18 protein-coding genes are annotated in these 20,017 nt (G+C 34.7%); 7 read left to right on the top strand and 11 right to left on the bottom strand.

The features are described from left to right. Nucleotides 1-61 precede the first annotated feature (61 nt). Both BB050_RS02150 and BB050_RS02145 read right to left on the bottom strand, forming a co-directional pair. Nucleotides 62-430: a PUR family DNA/RNA-binding protein gene (locus BB050_RS02150; RefSeq protein ID WP_008462177.1), complete on the bottom strand. Its 369-nt coding sequence runs from the start codon at nt 428-430 to the stop codon at nt 62-64. 68 nt (nt 431-498) lie between these two features. Next, nucleotides 499-2,277 carry an ABC transporter ATP-binding protein gene (locus BB050_RS02145; protein ID WP_066032435.1) on the bottom strand — a complete coding sequence of 593 codons (1,779 nt, stop codon included), beginning with the start codon at nt 2,275-2,277 and terminating at the stop codon, nt 499-501. A gap of 204 nt (nt 2,278-2,481) precedes the next feature. Here BB050_RS02145 and BB050_RS02140 point away from each other — a divergent pair, with 204 nt between their 5' ends. From BB050_RS02140 to yajC, 3 genes are all read left to right on the top strand, one after another. Further along, nucleotides 2,482-3,588, top strand: coding sequence for a Glu/Leu/Phe/Val family dehydrogenase (locus BB050_RS02140; RefSeq protein ID WP_066032434.1), 1,107 nt, complete (start codon nt 2,482-2,484; stop codon nt 3,586-3,588). A 328-nt stretch (nt 3,589-3,916) separates the two neighbouring features. Beyond that, nucleotides 3,917-4,828, top strand: a complete 912-nt coding sequence (gene nusB, locus BB050_RS02135; protein WP_066035079.1) for a transcription antitermination factor NusB — start codon at nt 3,917-3,919, stop codon at nt 4,826-4,828. A gap of 112 nt (nt 4,829-4,940) precedes the next feature. Beyond that, nucleotides 4,941-5,216, top strand: a complete 276-nt coding sequence (yajC, locus tag BB050_RS02130; protein ID WP_008462186.1) for a preprotein translocase subunit YajC — start codon at nt 4,941-4,943, stop codon at nt 5,214-5,216. Between the two features lie 260 nt (nt 5,217-5,476). On the opposite strand, the gene BB050_RS02125 is transcribed toward yajC, so the two are convergent. The 7 genes from BB050_RS02125 to BB050_RS02095 all read right to left on the bottom strand — a co-directional run bounded on the left by BB050_RS02125 (nt 5,477) and on the right by BB050_RS02095 (nt 14,096). Beyond that, nucleotides 5,477-6,064, bottom strand: a complete 588-nt coding sequence (locus BB050_RS02125) for a YdeI/OmpD-associated family protein (RefSeq protein ID WP_066032433.1) — start codon at nt 6,062-6,064, stop codon at nt 5,477-5,479. Continuing rightward, on the bottom strand, nt 6,064-7,341 hold the full coding sequence (pepT, locus tag BB050_RS02120; RefSeq protein WP_066032432.1) for a peptidase T: 1,278 nt from the start codon (nt 7,339-7,341) through the stop codon (nt 6,064-6,066). Before pepT ends, BB050_RS02125 begins: the two co-directional genes overlap by 1 nt. A gap of 119 nt (nt 7,342-7,460) precedes the next feature. Further along, on the bottom strand, nt 7,461-8,591 hold the full coding sequence (locus BB050_RS02115; protein ID WP_066032431.1) for a formylglycine-generating enzyme family protein: 1,131 nt from the start codon (nt 8,589-8,591) through the stop codon (nt 7,461-7,463). A 96-nt stretch (nt 8,592-8,687) separates the two neighbouring features. Continuing rightward, on the bottom strand, nt 8,688-9,671 hold the full coding sequence (locus BB050_RS02110) for a DUF6515 family protein (RefSeq protein WP_066032430.1): 984 nt from the start codon (nt 9,669-9,671) through the stop codon (nt 8,688-8,690). Nucleotides 9,672-9,743: 72 nt separating this feature from the next. Then, on the bottom strand, nt 9,744-10,964 hold the full coding sequence (locus BB050_RS02105) for an OprO/OprP family phosphate-selective porin (RefSeq protein WP_066032429.1): 1,221 nt from the start codon (nt 10,962-10,964) through the stop codon (nt 9,744-9,746). 22 nt (nt 10,965-10,986) lie between these two features. Next, nucleotides 10,987-11,562, bottom strand: coding sequence for a hypothetical protein (locus tag BB050_RS02100; protein ID WP_066032428.1), 576 nt, complete (start codon nt 11,560-11,562; stop codon nt 10,987-10,989). Between the two features lie 95 nt (nt 11,563-11,657). Beyond that, nucleotides 11,658-14,096, bottom strand: a complete 2,439-nt coding sequence (locus BB050_RS02095; RefSeq protein WP_083219801.1) for an arylsulfatase — start codon at nt 14,094-14,096, stop codon at nt 11,658-11,660. A 400-nt stretch (nt 14,097-14,496) separates the two neighbouring features. Between BB050_RS02095 and BB050_RS02090 the strand changes: the two genes are divergently transcribed. Next, nucleotides 14,497-15,531: a quinone-dependent dihydroorotate dehydrogenase gene (locus tag BB050_RS02090; RefSeq protein ID WP_066032427.1), complete on the top strand. Its 1,035-nt coding sequence runs from the start codon at nt 14,497-14,499 to the stop codon at nt 15,529-15,531. Here the strand turns inward: BB050_RS02090 and BB050_RS02085 are convergent. After that, complete coding sequence (locus BB050_RS02085) at nt 15,517-16,233, bottom strand: DUF3307 domain-containing protein (RefSeq protein WP_066032426.1); 717 nt, start codon at nt 16,231-16,233, stop codon at nt 15,517-15,519. The two genes, BB050_RS02090 and BB050_RS02085, sit on opposite strands and share 15 nt — an antisense overlap. Then, on the bottom strand, nt 16,230-16,841 hold the full coding sequence (locus BB050_RS02080) for a hypothetical protein (RefSeq protein WP_066032425.1): 612 nt from the start codon (nt 16,839-16,841) through the stop codon (nt 16,230-16,232). Before BB050_RS02080 ends, BB050_RS02085 begins: the two co-directional genes overlap by 4 nt. Before the next feature lie 210 nt (nt 16,842-17,051). Between BB050_RS02080 and BB050_RS02075 the strand changes: the two genes are divergently transcribed. The 3 genes from BB050_RS02075 to BB050_RS02065 all read left to right on the top strand — a co-directional run bounded on the left by BB050_RS02075 (nt 17,052) and on the right by BB050_RS02065 (nt 19,938). Next, the gene (locus BB050_RS02075) at nt 17,052-17,918 is read left to right on the top strand and encodes a hydroxymethylglutaryl-CoA lyase (RefSeq protein WP_083219800.1); all 867 of its coding nucleotides are present in this window, start codon (nt 17,052-17,054) and stop codon (nt 17,916-17,918) included. Between the two features lie 77 nt (nt 17,919-17,995). Beyond that, nucleotides 17,996-18,547, top strand: coding sequence for a hypothetical protein (locus BB050_RS02070; RefSeq protein ID WP_066032424.1), 552 nt, complete (start codon nt 17,996-17,998; stop codon nt 18,545-18,547). Beyond that, the gene (locus BB050_RS02065; RefSeq protein ID WP_066032423.1) at nt 18,544-19,938 is read left to right on the top strand and encodes a DUF5723 family protein; all 1,395 of its coding nucleotides are present in this window, start codon (nt 18,544-18,546) and stop codon (nt 19,936-19,938) included. Before BB050_RS02070 ends, BB050_RS02065 begins: the two co-directional genes overlap by 4 nt. The last annotated feature ends 79 nt before the right edge of the window (nt 19,939-20,017 follow it).

Here is a 20,017-nt window from a genome sequence, read left to right as displayed (position 1 = left end):
TATAAAAAAAGTCCAAAATGCAGAACAAATTGGACTCCTACTTTATGTAGATGATTTTTGATTAAATATCATCAAAATCGATATCTGTAAAACTAGATCTTTGGCTTTCAGTCTTTTCAGAGCTGTATTCTTTTTTAAAATCTTTTTGGTGTCTTTCAGAAATTACTTCTTCGCCTTTGTGGTTTAAAACATAAGAAGTCATTTCTTCTAATATTTCGGAGAAAGCACTGAAATCTTCTTTGTATAAATAGATTTTGTGTTTTTTGAAGTGAAAAGAACCATCTTCTTCAGTAAATTTTTTGCTTTCTGTAATCGTGATATAATAATCATCGGCTTTGGTAGCTCTCACATCAAAGAAATAAGTTCTTCTTCCTGCGCGTAATACTTTAGAAAAAATCTCTTCTTTTTCTAACATGTCATTTTCTCTCATAATACGTTCTATCATTTTTGGAATTAATAGTACTCAAAAATCATAAAAAATTATCTATTACGCAACAATTAAAGTAATTCTTTTTCCGAAAGTTGTTTTAAATATAACGATGCGTAATATCCTTCTTGATTTATTAATTGATTATGAGAACCTTGTTGAATTATCTTACCATCTTCGAGTATAATAATTTTATCTGCATTCTTGGCCGATGATACTCGATGGCTCACAATTATGGTGGTTTTGTCTTTAGAAATTTCGAACAAATTATTCAAAATCATTTCTTCGGTTTCGGTATCTACAGCAGACAAACAGTCGTCAAAAAGTAAAATGGCTGGATTTTTAATAATGGCTCTTGCAATAGAAACACGCTGTTTTTGTCCACCAGAAAGCGTGATTCCTCTTTCGCCTAAAACGGTGTCGTACTGTTTGTTAAATGCAATAATATTGTCGTGAACAACTGCATTTTTAGCCGCTTCGATTACTTCTTCATCAGTAGCGTTTTGATTTCCGAATTTGATATTGTTTTTAATCGTATCAGAAAACAGGAAAGCATCTTGTGGCACGATTCCGATATTATTGCGAAGATCATTTAAATTTAAGGCGCTGATTTCATTTCCGTCAATTTTAACTTCTCCTTCGGTTACGTCATACAATCTTGAAATCAAAGAAAGGATAGTCGATTTTCCAGACCCCGTTTTTCCTAAAATGGCTAATGTTTCTCCTTTTTTTACTGTAAAAGAAACATTTTTCAAAGCTTCGATATTAGTATCCTGATAGGTGAAAGAAACATTTTCAAAAGAGATATTTCCTTGGATTTCTGAAGTATTTTCGTTGTTGTTTTTGATCTCTGGTTCAATTTTCAAAAATTCATTTAGACGTTTCTGAGAAGCCTCCGCTTCTTGAACCATAGAAGAAACCCATCCTAAAGAAGCAACGGGCCAAGTCAGCATGTTTACATATAATATAAACTCTGCTATTGTTCCGATATTAGGAATGCTTCCGTTGATGTACATGACACCTCCAAAATAAATTACAACCAAATTACTGATTCCAATAAGCGCAATCATCAATGGACCAAATAAAGATTGAACTCTTGCTAGACTCAAACTTTTGCGTTTACTTTCTTCTGCAAGATCAACCATATTATTTTGATGCTGATTTTCTAAAGAATACGCTTTAATAACTCGAATGCCTGAAAATATTTCCTGTGTAAAACTAGAAACTTTAGAAAGATATTGTTGGAATGTAGTGCTACGTTTATTGATTTCTGAGCTTAACTTGAAAATGCAATAAGAAAGAATTGGTAACGGCAATATAGTATATAAGGTAAGCAACGGCGATACATTATACATATATAATATAACGATGGCAAAACGGATAGCTGTATTTATAGTATACATTACGGCTGGCCCAACATACATACGGACTTTTGAAACGTCTTCGCTAATACGGTTCATTAAGTCTCCAGTTCTATTTTGTTTGTAAAAATTCTGCGAAAGATTCTCGTATTGTCTAAAAACTTCATTTTTTAAGTCAAACTCAATATGGCGTGACATTACAATTAAAGTCTGGCGCATTAAAAAGGTTAAAAATCCAGCAACAATGGTAGTTCCGATGATAAGTAGCACATTATGAATGAGATCCTGACGAAAAGTTGCGATTACTATTTCTGATTTTTGCTCTGCAGCAGAAAGTTTGTCAAAATTTTCAATAGCGTTTAAAGACTTGCTAATAAGCTTTGGAGTAAATAGAGAAAATATTTGTGCGATTATGGTGATTAAAATTCCTAGCAAGAAACTGTATTTATATTTGATGAAATATTTGTTTAAATAGCTTAATTCTTTCATTTTTTTAAGAAATATGATATTGAATTGATTTAGATTTAAGAATTATTATTAAATAAAATTATAATAATTTGCGATTTAATCAAAACAATTCTATTGTAAAATTGTTATTTTAAAGATAAAAAATTAGCACATATGTATTTTTTAATTATGTTTGAGATGTCTTTTTGATAAATTCATAATTTTAACCTAATTAATACTAGCGCTATGGATGCAACTTTCGCAACTGGAAAGGAACTTCAAAAAATGGATCCTGTTTTTGGTCAATTATCTTTTGACGATCACGAACAAATTGTATTTTGCAATGACAAAGATACAGGTTTAAAAGCAATTATTGGTATTCATAATTCGGTTATGGGGCCAGCTTTGGGAGGAACCAGAATGTGGAATTATAACACAGAATGGGAAGCTTTAAACGATGTTTTACGCCTTTCTAGAGGTATGACGTTTAAATCTGCCATTACTGGACTAAATATTGGTGGAGGTAAAGCCGTTATTATTGGTGATGCTAAAACTCAAAAAACGCCTGAATTAATGCGTAAGTTTGGTGAATTTGTTCATTCACTTAGCGGAAGATATATTACTGCAGAAGATGTCGGAATGGAAACTAAAGACATGGATACTGTAAGAGATGTAACCCCTTATGTTACGGGAATTTCTGAAGAAAGAGGTGGTTCTGGAAACCCTTCTCCTGTAACTGCTTACGGTGTTTATTTAGGTATGAAAGCTGCTGCTAAAAGTCAGTTTGGTACTGATGTTTTAGACGGTAAAAAAGTTTTGGTACAAGGAATTGGACACGTGGGAGAAACTTTGGTTGAGTATTTAACTAAAGAAGGAGCACAGGTAACTATTTCTGATATCAATGAAGAAAAATTATACCAAGTTGCTTCAAAATACAATGCAACAATTTATACTGGCGAAGATTTATATACTGCAGATGTTGATATCTACGCGCCATGTGCAATGGGAGCAACAATAAATGATAGTACAGTAGATAAAATTAAAGCTAAAGTTATTGCTGGTGCTGCAAACAACCAATTAGCTGACGAAAATGTCCACGGAGCAAGATTACAAGAAAGAGGAATTTTATACGCTCCAGATTTCTTAATCAACGCTGGTGGAATTATCAATGTTTATGCTGAATTGGCAAACTACGGTAAAGCTGAAATCATGAGCAAAACAGAAAACATCTATAATACAACTTTAGAAATTATAGATTTTGCTGCTAAAAATAATATTACAACTCATAAAGCTGCTCTTACAATTGCTCAAAACAGAATTGATCAAAGAAGAATCGAGAACGCTAAGAAGTAATTTTTTTTAGGTTTACAGTCTCAGTCTCAGTTTTCAGATCTACTGGAAACTGAGACTTTTTTGTTTTCGCTTAATACCGAAAACTGAGACTGAAAACCGCGACTGAATACTGCATGCCAGCAACTACTATTTTAAAGAAAACTGAAAACTGCGACTGAATACTGCATGCCAGCAACTACTATTTTAAAGAAAACTGAAAACTGCGACTGCAAACTGCGACTTTTTTACGAATTAATTTTAAAATACGCATCAAAAGTTATACTTTTGCAGACTAATTTTTAAATGTTCTTACAAGGTGGTAAATAGAAGACACATACGCGTTAAAGTAATGCAATCCATTTATGCAATGCACCAAAGCGGTTCTGAAAATATGGAAAAAGAAGAGAAATTCCTTTTTTATAGCATTGATAATATTCAGGACTTATATCTTATAATGCTTTCTTCATTGATAGAAATTTGTAAAAAAGAAGCTGTCTATTTGCATCTGTCAAGCAAAAAACACCTTGCTACTGCAGCAGAACGTAATCCGAACGAAAAGTTCATCAAAAACAAAATCTTCCAGCTTTTAGCAGAAAGTAATTCTCTTAGTATTGCTTTAGAAAACCGTAAAATCAATAACTGGTCTTTAAACGACGATTATATTATTTTGCTGTTAAATGACATTAAAGCAAGCGATATCTACAAAAAATACATGAGCAATAACGTTAACACGTTTGAAGAGGACAGACAATTCATCATTGATTTGTTTGAAAATGTTATTGTTCCGAATGAAAAATTATATGAGTATTTAGAAGATGATAAATTGACTTGGGTTGATGATATTCCGGTTGTAAACACGCACATCATTAAACAGTTGAAAGCTATTAAAACTGAAAATCCAGACGATTTTAGAGTGCCAAAATTGTATAAAGATGTTGAAGATAAAGATTTTGCAAAAGATCTGTTTAGAAGAACAGTTTTAAATGAAAGCGCTTTTGCAAAAGAGTACGAAGACAAAACACCAAACTGGGACAGTGACCGTATTGCTGAAATTGATACAATTATCTTGAAAATGGCAATTTGCGAGTTTGTTAAATTTCCTTCAATTCCAGTAAAAGTAACTCTTAACGAATATTTAGAAATTGCAAAAGAGTATTCTACACCAAAAAGTAGTATTTTTATCAACGGAATTTTGGATAATCTTGTTAAAGAGCTTACGGCTAATAAGAAGATGCTAAAAACGGGAAGAGGGTTAATGTAAAAGTTGGTAAAAACCAATTTTTAAATGACAAATTCCAACTGCTTTTTCTCTCTGAGCGGAGTCGAAGAGTCAAAAGAAAATATTAAATATAAATCAAAAATAAATTTAAATTATGGGACAATTATCTCAATTTGCGCCATTCCTTTTAATGTTCGTGGTAATCTATTTCTTCATGATTAGACCACAGCAAAAAAGAGCTAAAAACGAAAAAGAATTTGAAAGCAACCTTAAAGTAGGTGATAAAATAGTTACAAAAAGTGGTTTCCACGGTAAAATCGCTGAACTTGCAGAAACTACTGTTGTAATCGAAACTATGTCTGGAAAATTAAAATTAGAGCGTTCTGCTATCTCTTTAGAATTGAGCGCTGCTTTGAATAAGAAAGCATAAATTTTAAATTACAATATTTAAATCCCAAATTCCAAATAGGAGTTTGGGATTTTTTTATTCACGGTAATCTTGTCATCCTGACGAAGGAAGGATCGCACGTGTGAATCGACAAAGATTTTTCGCCATACTTTGCGGAGTTACTATTGTGATCCTTCCTTCGTCAGGATGACAAAAAAAGACAAAACCTTTGTCAAAGTTTTAAAACTTTGACAAAGGTCTCGTATAGATTGGAATTTGGAATTTAAATATTGAAAATTAAATTACCTGTATTTATCATTCAATCCCACATTGGCTAAAATCATTGGGATCACTTTTTCGATTCTAGAAAGTTTTGTTTTTTCCTGTTTAGCTGTTTCAATATATTCTAAAAACTCGTATTGTTTATACGGAGAAAATTTTTCGAAAGCTGATTTCAAATCTGGGTTTTTAGCCATTTCTGCATTTATTAGTTCTGAAATTATGGCTTCTTTTTTTGCAGGCTTAATTACTTTTCCTTGTTTTTCGTTTTCAATGGCTTCACGAATATATTCTAAAACGTCTTTTTCGTTCACTTGATCTTTAGAAGTAAAACGCCATTGTCGTAAAGATTTTGTAACTTCCTCTTGAGCATTTATTAATTTCTTTTTCTCGTCTTTTAAGAAAACACCGTTGAAAAACCATATTGCAAAATAATCTTTAAATCCGCCAAGGCCAATTACGTTTTTCTTTTCGTAAACATAAACTGGACCTCCCCATTTTGTGGTTTCAGTCAGTTCGGTTTTATCAATAATCGATTTTAGAAAAAGTAATTCTTCTTCCCATTGATCGCCGTATTTCCAAATGCCTTTATTTTCGGATTTTGATTCCATTATTTTCTTTTCTTAGATTTTTCAGGTGCGTCAAAAATTCCAGGAATAGCTGTCAATTCAGCAATTTTTACAATCACATCAGTTGCTTTCTGAATACTTTCTGCTGGAACATATTCGTATTTTCCATGGAAATTATGTCCGCCCGCAAAAATGTTCGGACAAGGCAATCCCATAAATGATAATTGAGAACCGTCAGTTCCGCCGCGAATTGGTTTGATGATCGGTTTGATATTCAATTCTCTCATTGCTTTTTCGGCAATATCTACAATATATTTTACAGGCAGAACCTTTTCTTTCATATTGTAATATTGATCTTTAACTTCGGCAGTTACAATATCTTCACCGAATTTCTTTGCGAATTTTTTATTGAATTGTTTCGCCAATTTGTGAATCAATTCTTTTCGTTTTTCGAATTTCTTTCTGTTGTGATCACGGATAATTAATTCTAAAACGGTTTCTTCGATATTTCCTTTAATGTGATGCACATGGAAAAAACCTTCATAACCTCTAGTTTCTTGTGGAGTTTCGCCTTTTGGAAGTTCGTTGATGAAATCATTTGCCAAAAGCATAGAATTGATCATTTTTCCTTTTGCATAACCTGGGTGAACACTTTTCCCTCTGAAAGTGATTTTCGCTCCAGCGGCGTTGAAATTTTCATATTCCAACTCGCCAATCTGGCTTCCGTCCATAGTGTAAGCCCATTGCGCTCCAAATTTTTCTACATCAAAATGATGCGCTCCGCGTCCAATTTCTTCATCTGGAGTAAAACCGATTCTGATTTTCCCGTGTTTAATTTCTGGATGCTGAACTAGGTATTCCATTGCTGAAACAATTTCAGTAATTCCAGCTTTATCATCGGCACCTAATAACGTTGTTCCGTCAGTTGTGATGATGGTTTGACCTTTATATAATAATAAATCTTTAAAGTAATCTGGAGATAAAACAATGTTTTTTTCAGCATTCAGAACGATATCTTTTCCGTCGTAGTTTTCAACGATTTGAGGTTTTACATTTGCTCCGCTAAAATCTGGAGAAGTATCAAAGTGAGAAACAAAACCAATTGTTGGCACTTCATGATCAACATTGCTAGGAAGCGTTGCCATGATATAGGCTTTGTCATCAATCGTTACATCTTCTAAGCCAATTGTTTTTAGTTCGTCAACTAGTTTATTGGCAAGATTCCATTGTTTTTGAGTGCTTGGAGTTGTTTGAGAATTTGGATCTGATTCAGTGTCAATTGTTACATAACTGATAAAACGATCTATGATATGTTGCATTTTTTTAGATTTTTAGCAAATATAGAAAAATTTTTCTGCTGCAAAATTTAGCTTCCCAATATCTGAATTTATAAAAAAAGGGATTCTAAATTGAATCCCTTTCTAGTATTTTTAGTTTGTTATTTGCTTTTTACGCATCTAAAACCAACGTGATTGGCCGCAGATCTGATTTCGCCTTTTCCTCTGGTTCCCACCATGTATCGAGTGCAATATTGGTCAGTGCATAAAAATGAACCGCCACGATGTACACGTTTTATTTCAGAAGGATCATTAGGATCGTAATAAGCACTTGGCCCTTGCGGATTTTTTGTTACTTTACCGCTTTCTGCTAATGATTTGTAATAATCTACGCTGTACCAATCGTTTACCCATTCCCAAACATTTCCTGCCATATCATACAAACCATATCCATTTGGAGCGTATTGTTTTGTTGGAGCAATTCCTTTAAATCCGTCTTCTCCAGTATCACCATCTTTAATTGGGAAATGCCCTTGGTAAATATTGGCTTGAAATTTTCCTTTTGGTTTTAAATCATTTCCCCAAGCGTATAAATTTCCAGTTTTCCCCCCGCGTGCTGCAAATTCCCATTCTGCTTCTGTAGGAAGTCTTTTGCCGGCCCATTTCGCATAAGCCGCAGCATCTTCGTAGACAACATGTACAACAGGATATTTTTCTTTTCCTTTAATGGTGCTTTGTGGGCCTTCTGGATGTCTCCAATCAGCTCCCGGCTCATAACGCCACCATTGCAAGAAATTATTCAAATTAACTGCAGATGGTGTAGGAGTGAAGACAACAGAACCTGTAATTAAATCTTCCTCGTTTGCCGTTGGAAATTCTTCTTTTGTTGGTTTTTGTTCCGCAACAGTTACATAACCAGTGGCTTTTACAAATTTTTCAAATTCTTCGTTTGTTACTTCAGTTTCATCCATATAATAGCCATCTACATACACTCTATGGATAGGAGCAGCATCTTTGGTAACACCTTTTATGCTGCACAAACTTTCGTCTTCAACATTAGTTCCCATTGAGAATTCGCCGCCTGGAATCCAAACCATGCCTTTTGGTGCTTTTTCTGCTGGTTTAAATTTGTTTTCTATAGTGGGTTTGAATTCAGATTCTACAGTACTGGGAGTTTCGTGACACTCCACGGCTGTCTTTTCTACTTTATGTGAAAATTTGGTATAACTGTAAGCAATTGAAATAATGGATAATGTGAGTAATGCAAAAATCCAAAGGGTTTTGTTTTTCATGGTTTATTATTTTTGAGCTTATATGGTTATCAATAGCGGGTATAAAATTAGGCAAAATAACTTTTAAGTTATATTAATTTTATAGAATTAATAAAATTAATTGTCTTTCTCAACTGACACAACTTCATACTTATCTTTTCCGTCAATTTTTACAGGCTGGTAATACGTTTCGCCAAATTTTACATATTTAGCATCGCCTATTGTCACTTCTTCTCCGCCTTCTGGCAGATTTTCTACTATCGTTCCAGCAGTAGGAGCGACTACAGTATATTTTCCTCCGTCTTTTTCATAATACGTTCCTCCATAATAGTAATTATTTACTGTTCCGGTATTTACTGTTTCAGCTCCACTTGGAATATTATTAACGGTACCTCCAACTGGCGCAGGAACTGCTGTATAACCACCATTAGTAGAGGTGTACCATACGCCTTGGTCGTAATGGTATTTCTGATTTTCTACACTAACAATAATAGCTGTAGTGGCCAGAGTTGCTACAAAAAATCCCCATGGATGCCAAACCGGTCCCCAATAAAAAGGGACATAAGGACGCGGGTAATACGGGTGATAGCAGTTGTATCTATAACCTCCATAGACATAGGGAGGGCGTACATATGGTCGAGGGCCAGGTCTTACTATTGTGTTACGATTGTTTTGTACATAAATGTTGTTATTGACATTGATGTTATTTCTATTTCGGTTGACAGTATTGCCACTGATGTTGGTATTTCTGTTGCCTATATTATTTCTGTTTATAGTATTGTCTCTATTAACAGCACTGTTTCTGTTTATAGTATTATTTCTATTGGAATTGTTTGATGGTCTGGTAATTTGAGTTCCTGAGTTATTAGCTCCTGGTCTAGTCGTTGCCGCAGGTCTAGTCGTACTCGGCCTTGTCACGTTTGGTCTCGATTGTGTAGCAGGTCTTGCCTGTCTGGTATGGACTGCTCCTCCGCCACCTCTGTTAAATCCGCCACCACCACGATGACGCTGAGCTAAACCATCAATGGAGATAAAGAAAAAGGTTGCGGTCAAACACATTAAAAGTGCCAGTTTTTTTACTGTTTTGGATATGTTTTTCATATTCAGTAATTTATGTGATTTAAAGTTATGAAAAAAAAGGTTCGATTTATGTTAATGAGCTAAAAGTTTGAATCATAATGAAATGTCCCACTGTATTCTAAATCGCCATCCCTGCTGTAAGGGAAGTGTTTTGTCTTGAAAGCTAAAATAGCTTACCTCAGAAGTCAATTTGTTTTTATGTCCTTTAAAAAACCAATTAAAAGCCAATGTAGATTCATCCTGTCTATTTTCTCTTATTGAATTATCAGGTCTGTATGCGGCATGACGGCCAGCCATTTCTAAGTGTTTGGGCCACCAGTCAAAAACATTATGAAAAAAATATCCTGCCTGAATGTAATACCCTTTCATTATGGTGGTGTCATTGTTATTTATTTTGTCAATGATTTCCTTGGTGTGCAATTCACTCTGCCAAGAAAAACCACGATACATAAAAGCAGTCTCAAAATTCCATTGATTGACTCTGTACTGTCCTGGCAAACCATTTTCAAATCCGTCCAGAGAACCTCCTCCAGCTTGTGAGAATCTAGTATATGGACTTCGATTGGTTATCGCAGAAAAAGCAATAATGGGAGTGGGTTTTTCATGAAATTCTAAGTCACAGCCTTCAAAATCAAGAAATCTTCCTAAAAAATTCCATTGCGCCCTTCCAAAATACATTAAATGATTATCATCATTAGAAGTGCTTCCTCGTCCAGTTCCTGTCAATGCAGCGGCCCAATAATTGAAATCGGCAATTCCAGCTCCTTTCAAATGACCATAAACTTCAACTCCTAACTGTCTGTCAACGGTAAAAGTTCGGTTAATGAGAGATCGATCTACCATTTGCTGTTCACCGCTACTAATGAATCTTTCGCGAGTAAATTCAGTTTTCCATTGTCCTACTTTAAAACTAAGCCAATCCCATTTTTCAATCATAATTCTGAAATCAAGCAAATTGGACTGACTCAATTCATATTCCCAATAATATTTAAGCCAAGGTTCAAAAGCATGACCGCCAACTTTTAATCTGGCACGGTTTATTTTGAAAGTGGTTTTAGGATCTTGGCTATAGTCATCGTAAGTTAATGGATCTGTATCATTTGGTGTTGAAAAGCGAAACTGCAAACGGCTTGCCAATTGAAACAGAAATTTTTTGTCTCTGGTTTCCAATTCAATTCCTTTACTGCCATAACGAACATTCATTAATTTTGTGGTATCTTTTTCTTGTTGTGAAAATCCTTTGAAACCAATTAATAAAAGGAAAATGAAGAGTAGGTTTTTAGAAATACGATTTGATTTGTTTGAGCAGCACATAAGATCAATAGGTTTGTATAAATTATTTTCCTCCAAAGTTTTTTGCAATTCCTAAACCGATTCCCCAGCTGTCGTATGCGTTCCATTTAAAGTCGTAACTCGCAGTTCCAAAAATTTCCCACCCTTTTGGAAGTTCATAACCATATTCTACACCAGCTCGGGTAAGGAAAAAATCTTCTTCTTTCGCAAATTCGCCACCAAAACCCAAAAGAAAACTCCAATGTTCGTTTGGTTTATAAATTCCCATAAGAGCAGGGGCAATAGGATAACTTCTTTCTACGGTTTCTTTGTCTTCTTCGCTTGCATAAACCTTTTCTACTTTAAATTTTTCTACAATAAAATCGGTATGAAGGCCAATAGCCCATTTTTCGCGGAATTGAAACGTATAATCGATTCCCCAAGCAGGAAGTGTTAAAGTTTCTCGACTTCCTTCATCATCGCGGCCTTCAAAAACATGAACATGATTGATAGAAATTCCGATTTGATGATGTGGTTTGAATTTCTCTTCTTCGCTTTCTTGTGCTACAATTTTAGTTGAGAAAAAAAGTAATAGACAGAAGTAGAAAAGAAAATATGGCTTAAAATAGGTGTAATACATTTGGCTTCTTTATTAATGATACATTTATTTAAAAGAAGAAAAGAGGTATTTCGGTCGCACAATAGCAACCGAATATACCTCTTTGTTTGTTTTTTTTAATCTCTTCCTAAAGCTCTTTTTGCTTCGTTGTTTAAGTCAGTATATTCAACTTTTCCAACACTAACACCTACGCCAATGATTTCGCCTCCTTTATAAGTTCCTGGAGTTTTGTATTCTTTACTAACAGAATCACCGCTGTCAAATCCAACACAAAGTCCGTCTCCAGCAAGAGTAAATTTACCGGATTGTGTTCTCATTGGGCCAGAAGCAACTTCTTTTCCATCTATGTAAAGTTTCATTTGACCTAGAGATTCTCCATTCGGACCTGCTTTTTCTCTAGTAAATTCCATTCCAAAAACATGTTTTCCAGTTGTAATTGGCACATTCGAAGTGAATTTTTGTTCAGGAGCAATTCCTAAGAAATTATACACATAATTTAGCTTGCCATCTTTTATAAATAAAGTATGTCCTCCAAAACGTGATCCGTGTGCAAAAAGTACGCCCGAAGCTTTCGCATCTTTAACGTCAACATCGGCTAGGATTTTATAAGATCTTCCGCGAACGTTTACAGCAACTCCTTCTGGCACTGCTGAAGTTCCAGGATAATATTTATATAAGTCACGAGGCGGTTCAGAGGTAGGTCTTTCTGTTCCTAATACTTCAATTGCTGAGCGGTCGTCAAGTGGTAAAACCAAATTTTTGGCAGCTTCATCATTCCAGTCTTTAATCAGCTCTTTTAATTTATCTGGATATTTTTTAGCTAAATTATTAGATTCAGATCTGTCAACGTCTGTATTGTATAGCTCCCATTCATCTTTGTCAAAATGTCCTTTTCCGCCTAGTGGAGCGTGTAGTGCAACAGCTTTCCAGCCATCTTTCCATAAAGCACGGCTTCCTAACATGGCAAAATACTGAATGTGTTTTTGTGTTTTTGTGTTTGGAGCTGCATCAAAAGTATAACGCATAGAAACTCCCGATAATGGATATTGAGCAACGCCACGATATTCTTTTGGCATTTCAAGTCCGCATACATCTAAGATAGTTGGAACAATATCAGTGGAGTGGTGGAATTGATCACGAACCACACCTTTTGCTTTTATTCCTTTTGGCCATGACATTACCAATGGATCACAAGTTCCTCCAGCATATTGGCTGTATCTTTTGAACATTTTAAACGGAGTAGAAAATGCTGCTGCCCATCCTGTTGGATAATGCTCATAAGTATCTGGGCTTCCTAATTTGTCAATATATTTTAAGTTTTCTTTTAACTCATCAGGATATCCGTTAAAGAATTTGTTCTCGTTTACAGAACCAGTTTCAGAGCCTTCTCCCGAAGCTCCATTATCGGCAGCATAAATGACAAGTGTGTTTTCAAGCTGTCCTGTTTTTTCAAGATAATCAATAATTCTTCCCACTTGGGCGTCTGTATATTCAGAGAAACCAGCATAAACTTCAGCTAATCTTGAGAATAATTTTTTTTCATCAGCACTCAATTTATTCCAATCCAAAACATTGTCGGCAGGATTGGCAACTCCAGGAGGCATCGGATTGAATTTGTCATAATTTGTTCCCGGAGGCAATACTCCTTTTGCAATCATACGAGGTAAAACCCATTTACGGTAAGCATCGTAACCGTCATCAAATTTACCTTTGTATTTTGCAATATATTCTTCCGGGGCTTGATGCGGAGCGTGATTGGCTCCTGGACAATACCACATATACCATGGTTTTGAAGGATTGGTTGCTTGTTGATCTTTAAGGTATTGCAATGCATGATCGGCTAAATCTTTAGATAAATGATAGCCTTCTTCAGGAGTTGCAGGCGGTTCAACAAAATGATTATCTTCTGTTAAGTCAGGATACCATTGATTGGTTTCTCCGCCAAGAAAACCATAAAAACGATCAAATCCCATTTGAAGTGGCCAAGTGCTTCTTGGTCCTCCGGCTGCAATATCCTGTTCCGGTACATTGTGATCTTTTCCAATCCAAAAAGTGCTCCAGCCATTGTCCTGCAGAATCTGGCCAATTGTTGCAGCTTGTTTTGGGATTCTTCCGCTTGCTCCAGGATATCCATCTGCTGTTTCAGTAATAGCGGCCATTCCATTAAGATGATGGTTACGACCAGTAAGCAATGTTGAACGTGTTGGGGAACATAAAGCCGTTGTATGCCATTGTGAATAGGTAATTCCGTTATCTGCTAATTTTTGCATAGTAGGCATATTTATGGCACCTCCATAAGGTGACCATGCAGCCATACCAGTATCATCGTACAAAATAAATAAAATGTTAGGAGCACCTGCTGGCGCTTTTTTTGGCAAATAAGGACTCCAATCGCTTTTAGAATCTCTAATGTCTAAGGCCATTTTACCCTTAAAAGTTTCTTTAGTAACCTGCTGAGGATCTGCCTGAGCAAAGATCTTCGAAGTTATACTTAATGAAAAACAAAGGATAAGTGTGAAAATACTTTTTAGAAAGAATTGCAGATTGATTTTCATGATTACAGTTGTTAATTGTTATTGATCTTGTGATGTGCTCTTTGAACTTTGGCGTAAATAATCTGAAAAATGAAGCTTTTAGTCTGTTCTGAATTCGATTTTTTTTAAGGCTTATAGGTTTTAAAGTTTTGAAATAGCTTTTTTTTGGAATGTGTTTATCTCAAAATTAGCTATTGTCAAATCTGAAAGAGTATTTTCGACAAGCCAAAATGGTTTCATTTTATAATTTGCAACATGAAAAACAAGTTTTTGATTAATAGCCAGTGTCAATTTTTTAGAATTGTTTTATTTATAAATGAAATAATTAAACAAAAATCAAATTATTTGTTTTTTGTAAAAAAGCACCTTTTTAAACTATAATATTTAAATTTGCAGCCAAAATAACAACAACACAACTCTTATGTATAAATTGATAATTCGTCCGATACTTTTTTGTTTTGATCCAGAAAAAGTACATTACTTTACTTTCTCATTTTTAAAATTCATTTCAAAAATCCCTGGAGTTTCGGCAATTATAAGATCGATTTATGAAGTAAAAGATGCTCGATTAGAGAGAGAAGTTTTCGGAATTAAATTCAAAAATCCCGTTGGACTTGCGGCTGGTTTTGATAAAGATGCGAAACTATACAAAGAACTGGGCGATTTTGGTTTTGGTTTTATCGAAATCGGTACTGTAACGCCAGTTGGGCAAGAAGGGAATCCAAAAAAACGTTTATTCCGTCTAAAAGAAGATCAAGCCATTATTAACCGAATGGGATTTAATAACGGAGGTGTTCTAGAAGCTGTAGAGCGTTTGAAAAAGAACTCAGGTGTTTTGATTGGAGGAAATATCGGAAAGAATAAAGTGACCGATAACGAAGATGCTGTAAAAGATTATATCATTTGTTTTGATGCACTTTTTAATCATGTAGATTATTTTGTAGTGAATGTGAGTTCGCCCAATACGCCAAATTTAAGAGCTTTACAAGACAAAGAACCTTTGACAGCTTTATTGCAGACATTGCAAAATAGAAATGTCGAAAAGCAAAAAATAAGCACACAAAAAGTAAAACCTATTCTTTTAAAAATTGCTCCAGACCTTACAGATGAGCAGTTATTAGATATTATTGATATTGTAAAAACCACTCAGATCGCAGGTGTGATTGCAACCAATACTACCATTTCTAGAGAAGGTTTACAATCAGCAAATAAAACTGAAACAGGAGGTTTGTCTGGAAAACCATTAACAAAACGTTCTACAGAAGTAATTCGTTTCCTTTCAGAAAAAAGCAATAAAGCATTCCCGATTATTGGAGTAGGAGGAATTCATTCTGCCGATGATGCGATTGAAAAACTAAATGCAGGAGCAAGTCTAGTGCAATTGTATACGGGCTTTATTTACGAAGGTCCAGCATTGATAAAAGCAATCAACAAAAAAGTCTTAGAGCAATTGTAAAAGCAACGCCTGAACGGCCAATCCGACAAGTAATGCAATTCCAAAACTGATTAAAGTGCCGATTAAAACATACTCGGTCAGTTTTCGGTCTTTGGCTTCTTTTAAATCTCCGAATCTGAAAATAGATTTTGCGGCCAATAGAAATCCAATTGCTTCAAAATGTCCGGTTAAGATAAATCCGAAAACAAACAAGCGTTCTAAAATACCAATATAATTTCCAGCAGCAATTAGTGAGTTATCCTGATTGCTGTTTTTGCTTTCTGGTGCCCAGATTGAAATGATGGTCTTTATAAAAATAGAGGTTGGTTTTGTGAGCAATAAAAATCCGGTAAGCAGAATCCAAAATTGATTATCTTTCCAAAAATCAGGTATTGGCTTGTTTTCGTATAGAAGTACAATTCCAATTAAAATTAGAACATGGGCGATTTGGTCAACTATAAACCAAGTGCGTTTGGTTTTAGGTTTCTGGAAATTCAGTTTGATTAAATCTACAATTCCATGCGTAACAGCGATCACAACTGCATAAGGTATAAAGTTGATTTCGGCTGCTAAGACTGCTGCTAAAACTCCGTGCAGTAAGATATGAATATACAAATAAACGCTTTTATGTTTTTTGAGTTCCTTGTTGGCGACCCAAGAATTAGGCTGCCAGATAAAATCACCTAACAAATGAGCGAGAAGCAGTTTTATAAATAAAATCATGGGGCTGTAAGTTGTTTTATTTGTGTTCTAAAATAACGATCTAAATTCATAACTAGATCAAACTGAGCGCGTTTTTGTCTTCGGCTCACAGCAGCTTGATTTATGCCTAGTTTTTGTCCTAATTCTTCTTGTGATAAAGTTGGATTTTCTATTGCCAATGCCACAAATTCTGCCGACTGTACCAGCCAGCTATCCATAAAAGTCAATGCCAGTTGCAGCATTAAATTGAATTTTTCGTCAAAATCAGTACTTCCGGTTCGAAGTGCTAATGTGACTTTTTGTTTTTTTAAAGTTTCAAAAAGTTCTCCTGAATGTATAAAAGCAGAACCATTGCTTTCAGATATTCTTTCAGCATTATGCGTTTTATCTCCAAAACCAATACTCATACGAGCATCAGATTTTATAGCTCTTAACTGTGCTTTTATTAAAATTGCAGTCAGCAATGCATCTTCTGGATTTGTTACTTCAATCTGAAATTCATCTCCACGATAAATTTCCCACTGACTTGGCGTATTGCCCAATGGTGCTAAGATTTTCTTTAGATTGTTAACCCAATGTTCAGATTGCTGTCTCGAACCTATAATGTCTGCTGTAATAACACTAGTCATAACTCAAATATAATTAAAAAATTATAAACTTTCTATTACAAATATAAGTAATAAAAATGATTATTACGCTTTTTGGTAATACTTTTAAATATTACGTTTTTAAGTAATATTGTTGGCTATTACAATATTCAGTAATAATCGGATTGAGCTAAAATTATCTTTTATTTCATTAAAAAAGAAACTAACTTAGCCTTTACAAAAGAATAAGCTTTGAATAAAGAAATCAAAATCATTGAATGTCCTAGAGATGCCATGCAGGGTATCAAAACCTTTATTCCAACAAAAAATAAAGTTACTTATATACAAGCTTTGTTGAGAGTTGGCTTTGACACTATCGATTTTGGAAGTTTTGTTTCTCCAAAAGCTATTCCGCAGATGCAGGATACTGCTGAGGTTTTGGCACAATTAGATCTTTCGCAGACCACAAGTAAACTACTTTCCATTATTGCCAATACACAAGGAGCCATAACGGCTGCAAACTATGAGCAGATTCAATATTTAGGCTTTCCGTTTTCTATTTCAGAGAACTTTCAGATGCGTAACACACACAAAACCATTGCAGAATCTTTGGTTACGCTTCAAGAAATTCTTGAAGTGGCAGATAAGAAAAACAAAGAAGTGGTTACGTATCTTTCTATGGGTTTCGGAAATCCGTATGGAGATCCTTGGAATGTTGAAATTGTAGGCGAATGGACTGAAAAATTGGCCGGAATGGGCGTGAAAATTTTGTCGCTATCTGATACTGTAGGAACTTCTACGCCAGAAGTCATTACCTATTTGTTTTCAGATTTGATTCCGAAATATCCTAAAATTGAGTTTGGCGCGCATTTGCATACAACTCCAGAAAGCTGGTTCGAAAAAATCGACGCAGCAGCAAAAGCTGGCTGTACACGTTTTGACGGTGCGATTCAAGGTTTTGGTGGTTGTCCAATGGCGACCGATAAACTGACAGGAAACATGCCAACAGAAAAACTGATTTCGTATTTTACTGCCAATAAAAAAGCAACAGGACTTAATTCTCTTAGTTTCGAGAGCGCTTATAACGAAGCTTCAAAATTGTTTGGAAAGTTCCATTAAAAAATAGTTATTTTTCTTACCTTAGATAATGAATGTAAACATAATGCGTTACATTTAGTATTGATATAACTATTCTTATGAGATTAAGTTCGTTAAGTAAAATTTCAGGTATATTATTTTCAGTCTTTTTATTGTTTTCCTGTTCAAGCGATTTAGATTTTGATCAAGTAAACGATTTTAAGCTAGAACCTGTATTTGTCGCAAACCTTGCTTATTTCGATATTCCAGCAAGTAGACTTGTAGACGACGGAGGAACTAACATTGGCTATGATTCTAGAGATTTTGATATTTTTAAAAACAAATTTTTTACAGAACGTCTTAAAAGAGCTGATTTTGATTTTGAAGTCGAAAATAATATAGATCGTGCTTTCATTTTAAACATGCTTTTGCTTAACGACCAAAATCAGGTTTTACAGACCATATCTTTTACAGTTCCGTCCTATAAAGGAGCTCCAAATGTTATAAAATACCCTACAGAAGTTTTCGAAAACGCGCGATTAGATCTTTTAAAACAAACCCAGAAAATTGGTTTTGTCGTAATAATTGCTGCGGGACCTCCATTGAATAGTGAGAGTCAAGGAAATTTAAAATTAAGATCAAGTGCAACGGCTTATTTAGAAATTAAATGAGAAAGGTACTGATTTTTTGCTTGGTTCTTCATTTATCTTGTTTTGCCCAAAACAAGGAACTCTTATATAACTTTACTTCAATTCCGCAGTCTTCTCTTGTAAATCCTGGAGCGGATGTTTCGTATAAATATTATTTCGGATTTCCAGTTTTATCTGGAATTTCAGCAAATGTGGGCTCCAGCAGTTTCTCGGCCTATGATTTATTCGCCAATGATGGTGTCGATTTTAATCAAAAAGTCAGAAACGTCATCAATAAATCTTCCAGTAATGACAAAGTTGTAACCAATCAGCAATTGGAAATATTTTCTGGTGGATTTAGAATAGGAGGAAGAGAAAGCCGTTCTTATATTTCATTTGGGGCATATCAGGAATTCGATTTTTTTATGTTTGTTCCAAAAGATCTTGCATTATTAGCTTTAGATGGAAATAGAAATTATATCGGAAAATCATTTAATCTAGGCGATTTAAATATGAAGGCAGAAGTGCTTTCTGTTTTTCACGTAGGTTTTCATAAAAAAGTCAATGATAAATTGGTTTACGGAGGACGCGCCAAAATCTATTCAAGTGGCGCAAATGCAACTTCTACAAAAAATTCGGGATACATTTATACAGGACAAGAACCTGGAACTCCAAACCTTTATAACCAGATTATTTCTTCCAATTTAGAATTAAAAACCTCTGGAATTGCAAAATTTACAAAAGATGAATACGAAGGAAACATAGCGCGTGATATTGCCAATAATACCTTTTTTAACGGAAGCCTAGGTTTTGGTGTCGATGCTGGAATTACCTACTATATAAAAGACAATTTGCAGCTAACGGCAAGTATTATAGATTTGGGTTTTGTGCGACAAACCAAAGACATAGAAACGATCACGTATAAAGGAACTTATCAATACAATGGTGCTAATCCCGATTTTTTGGGTTCAGACGATCCAGAAAATGTCTTTGACGAATTTGATAAAGCCATACCAAGAGATACACTTTATAATAAATACACTACTTGGCGTCCGACAAAATTGTATTCTTCCATTCAATATTCTTTTGGAGAAGCGCGCCCCGATGACGAATACAATTGTCATGGAAAGGTTAATAAATATTATAAAAATGCGGTAGGAGCGCAGCTTTTTGCAATGTCAGCCCCTCGAACACCTCTATTTGCTCTGACAGCTTTTTACAGAAGAAATATTTTTAAGAAATTAGATTTAAAAGCCACTTACACCTTAGATACTTTTTCAAATACCAATATTGGTTTAGGGCTCGCAGGAACAATTGGTCCAGTAAATATTTATGCTCTAGCCAATAACGTATTAGAATATAAAGACATCTCCAAAGCCAGCAGTGCAGCCTTTCAGATCGGAATCAATTTTGTGTTTCAAGATAAAGAATGAGAATAGATAAATTCCAATTTTTTAAATTCCAAATTCCAAACTCTTAAAAAAGCGAAGCTTTTTTTCGTTCTAACTTAGA

The organism is Flavobacterium anhuiense, from assembly GCF_001705175.1.
Taxonomy (GTDB): Bacteria; Bacteroidota; Bacteroidia; order Flavobacteriales; family Flavobacteriaceae; genus Flavobacterium; species Flavobacterium anhuiense.
Note: the sequence above shows the minus strand (reverse complement) of the source record. Positions and strands in the feature narration are given on the sequence as shown.

Bases quoted from the DNA above. Each gene is read 5' to 3' on its own strand.
- BB050_RS02150 (WP_008462177.1), bottom strand. From the start codon at position 430: ATGAGAGAAAATGACATGTTAGAAAAAGAAGAGATTTTTTCTAAAGTA.
- BB050_RS02145 (WP_066032435.1), bottom strand. From the start codon at position 2,277: ATGAAAGAATTAAGCTATTTAAACAAATATTTCATCAAATATAAATAC.
- BB050_RS02140 (WP_066032434.1), top strand. From the start codon at position 2,482: ATGGATGCAACTTTCGCAACTGGAAAGGAACTTCAAAAAATGGATCCT.
- nusB (WP_066035079.1), top strand. From the start codon at position 3,917: ATGCAATCCATTTATGCAATGCACCAAAGCGGTTCTGAAAATATGGAA.
- yajC (WP_008462186.1), top strand. From the start codon at position 4,941: ATGGGACAATTATCTCAATTTGCGCCATTCCTTTTAATGTTCGTGGTA.
- BB050_RS02125 (WP_066032433.1), bottom strand. From the start codon at position 6,064: ATGGAATCAAAATCCGAAAATAAAGGCATTTGGAAATACGGCGATCAA.
- pepT (WP_066032432.1), bottom strand. From the start codon at position 7,341: ATGCAACATATCATAGATCGTTTTATCAGTTATGTAACAATTGACACT.
- BB050_RS02115 (WP_066032431.1), bottom strand. From the start codon at position 8,591: ATGAAAAACAAAACCCTTTGGATTTTTGCATTACTCACATTATCCATT.
- BB050_RS02110 (WP_066032430.1), bottom strand. From the start codon at position 9,671: ATGAAAAACATATCCAAAACAGTAAAAAAACTGGCACTTTTAATGTGT.
- BB050_RS02105 (WP_066032429.1), bottom strand. From the start codon at position 10,964: ATGTGCTGCTCAAACAAATCAAATCGTATTTCTAAAAACCTACTCTTC.
- BB050_RS02100 (WP_066032428.1), bottom strand. From the start codon at position 11,562: ATGTATTACACCTATTTTAAGCCATATTTTCTTTTCTACTTCTGTCTA.
- BB050_RS02095 (WP_083219801.1), bottom strand. From the start codon at position 14,096: ATGAAAATCAATCTGCAATTCTTTCTAAAAAGTATTTTCACACTTATC.
- BB050_RS02090 (WP_066032427.1), top strand. From the start codon at position 14,497: ATGTATAAATTGATAATTCGTCCGATACTTTTTTGTTTTGATCCAGAA.
- BB050_RS02085 (WP_066032426.1), bottom strand. From the start codon at position 16,233: ATGATTTTATTTATAAAACTGCTTCTCGCTCATTTGTTAGGTGATTTT.
- BB050_RS02080 (WP_066032425.1), bottom strand. From the start codon at position 16,841: ATGACTAGTGTTATTACAGCAGACATTATAGGTTCGAGACAGCAATCT.
- BB050_RS02070 (WP_066032424.1), top strand. From the start codon at position 17,996: ATGAGATTAAGTTCGTTAAGTAAAATTTCAGGTATATTATTTTCAGTC.
- BB050_RS02065 (WP_066032423.1), top strand. From the start codon at position 18,544: ATGAGAAAGGTACTGATTTTTTGCTTGGTTCTTCATTTATCTTGTTTT.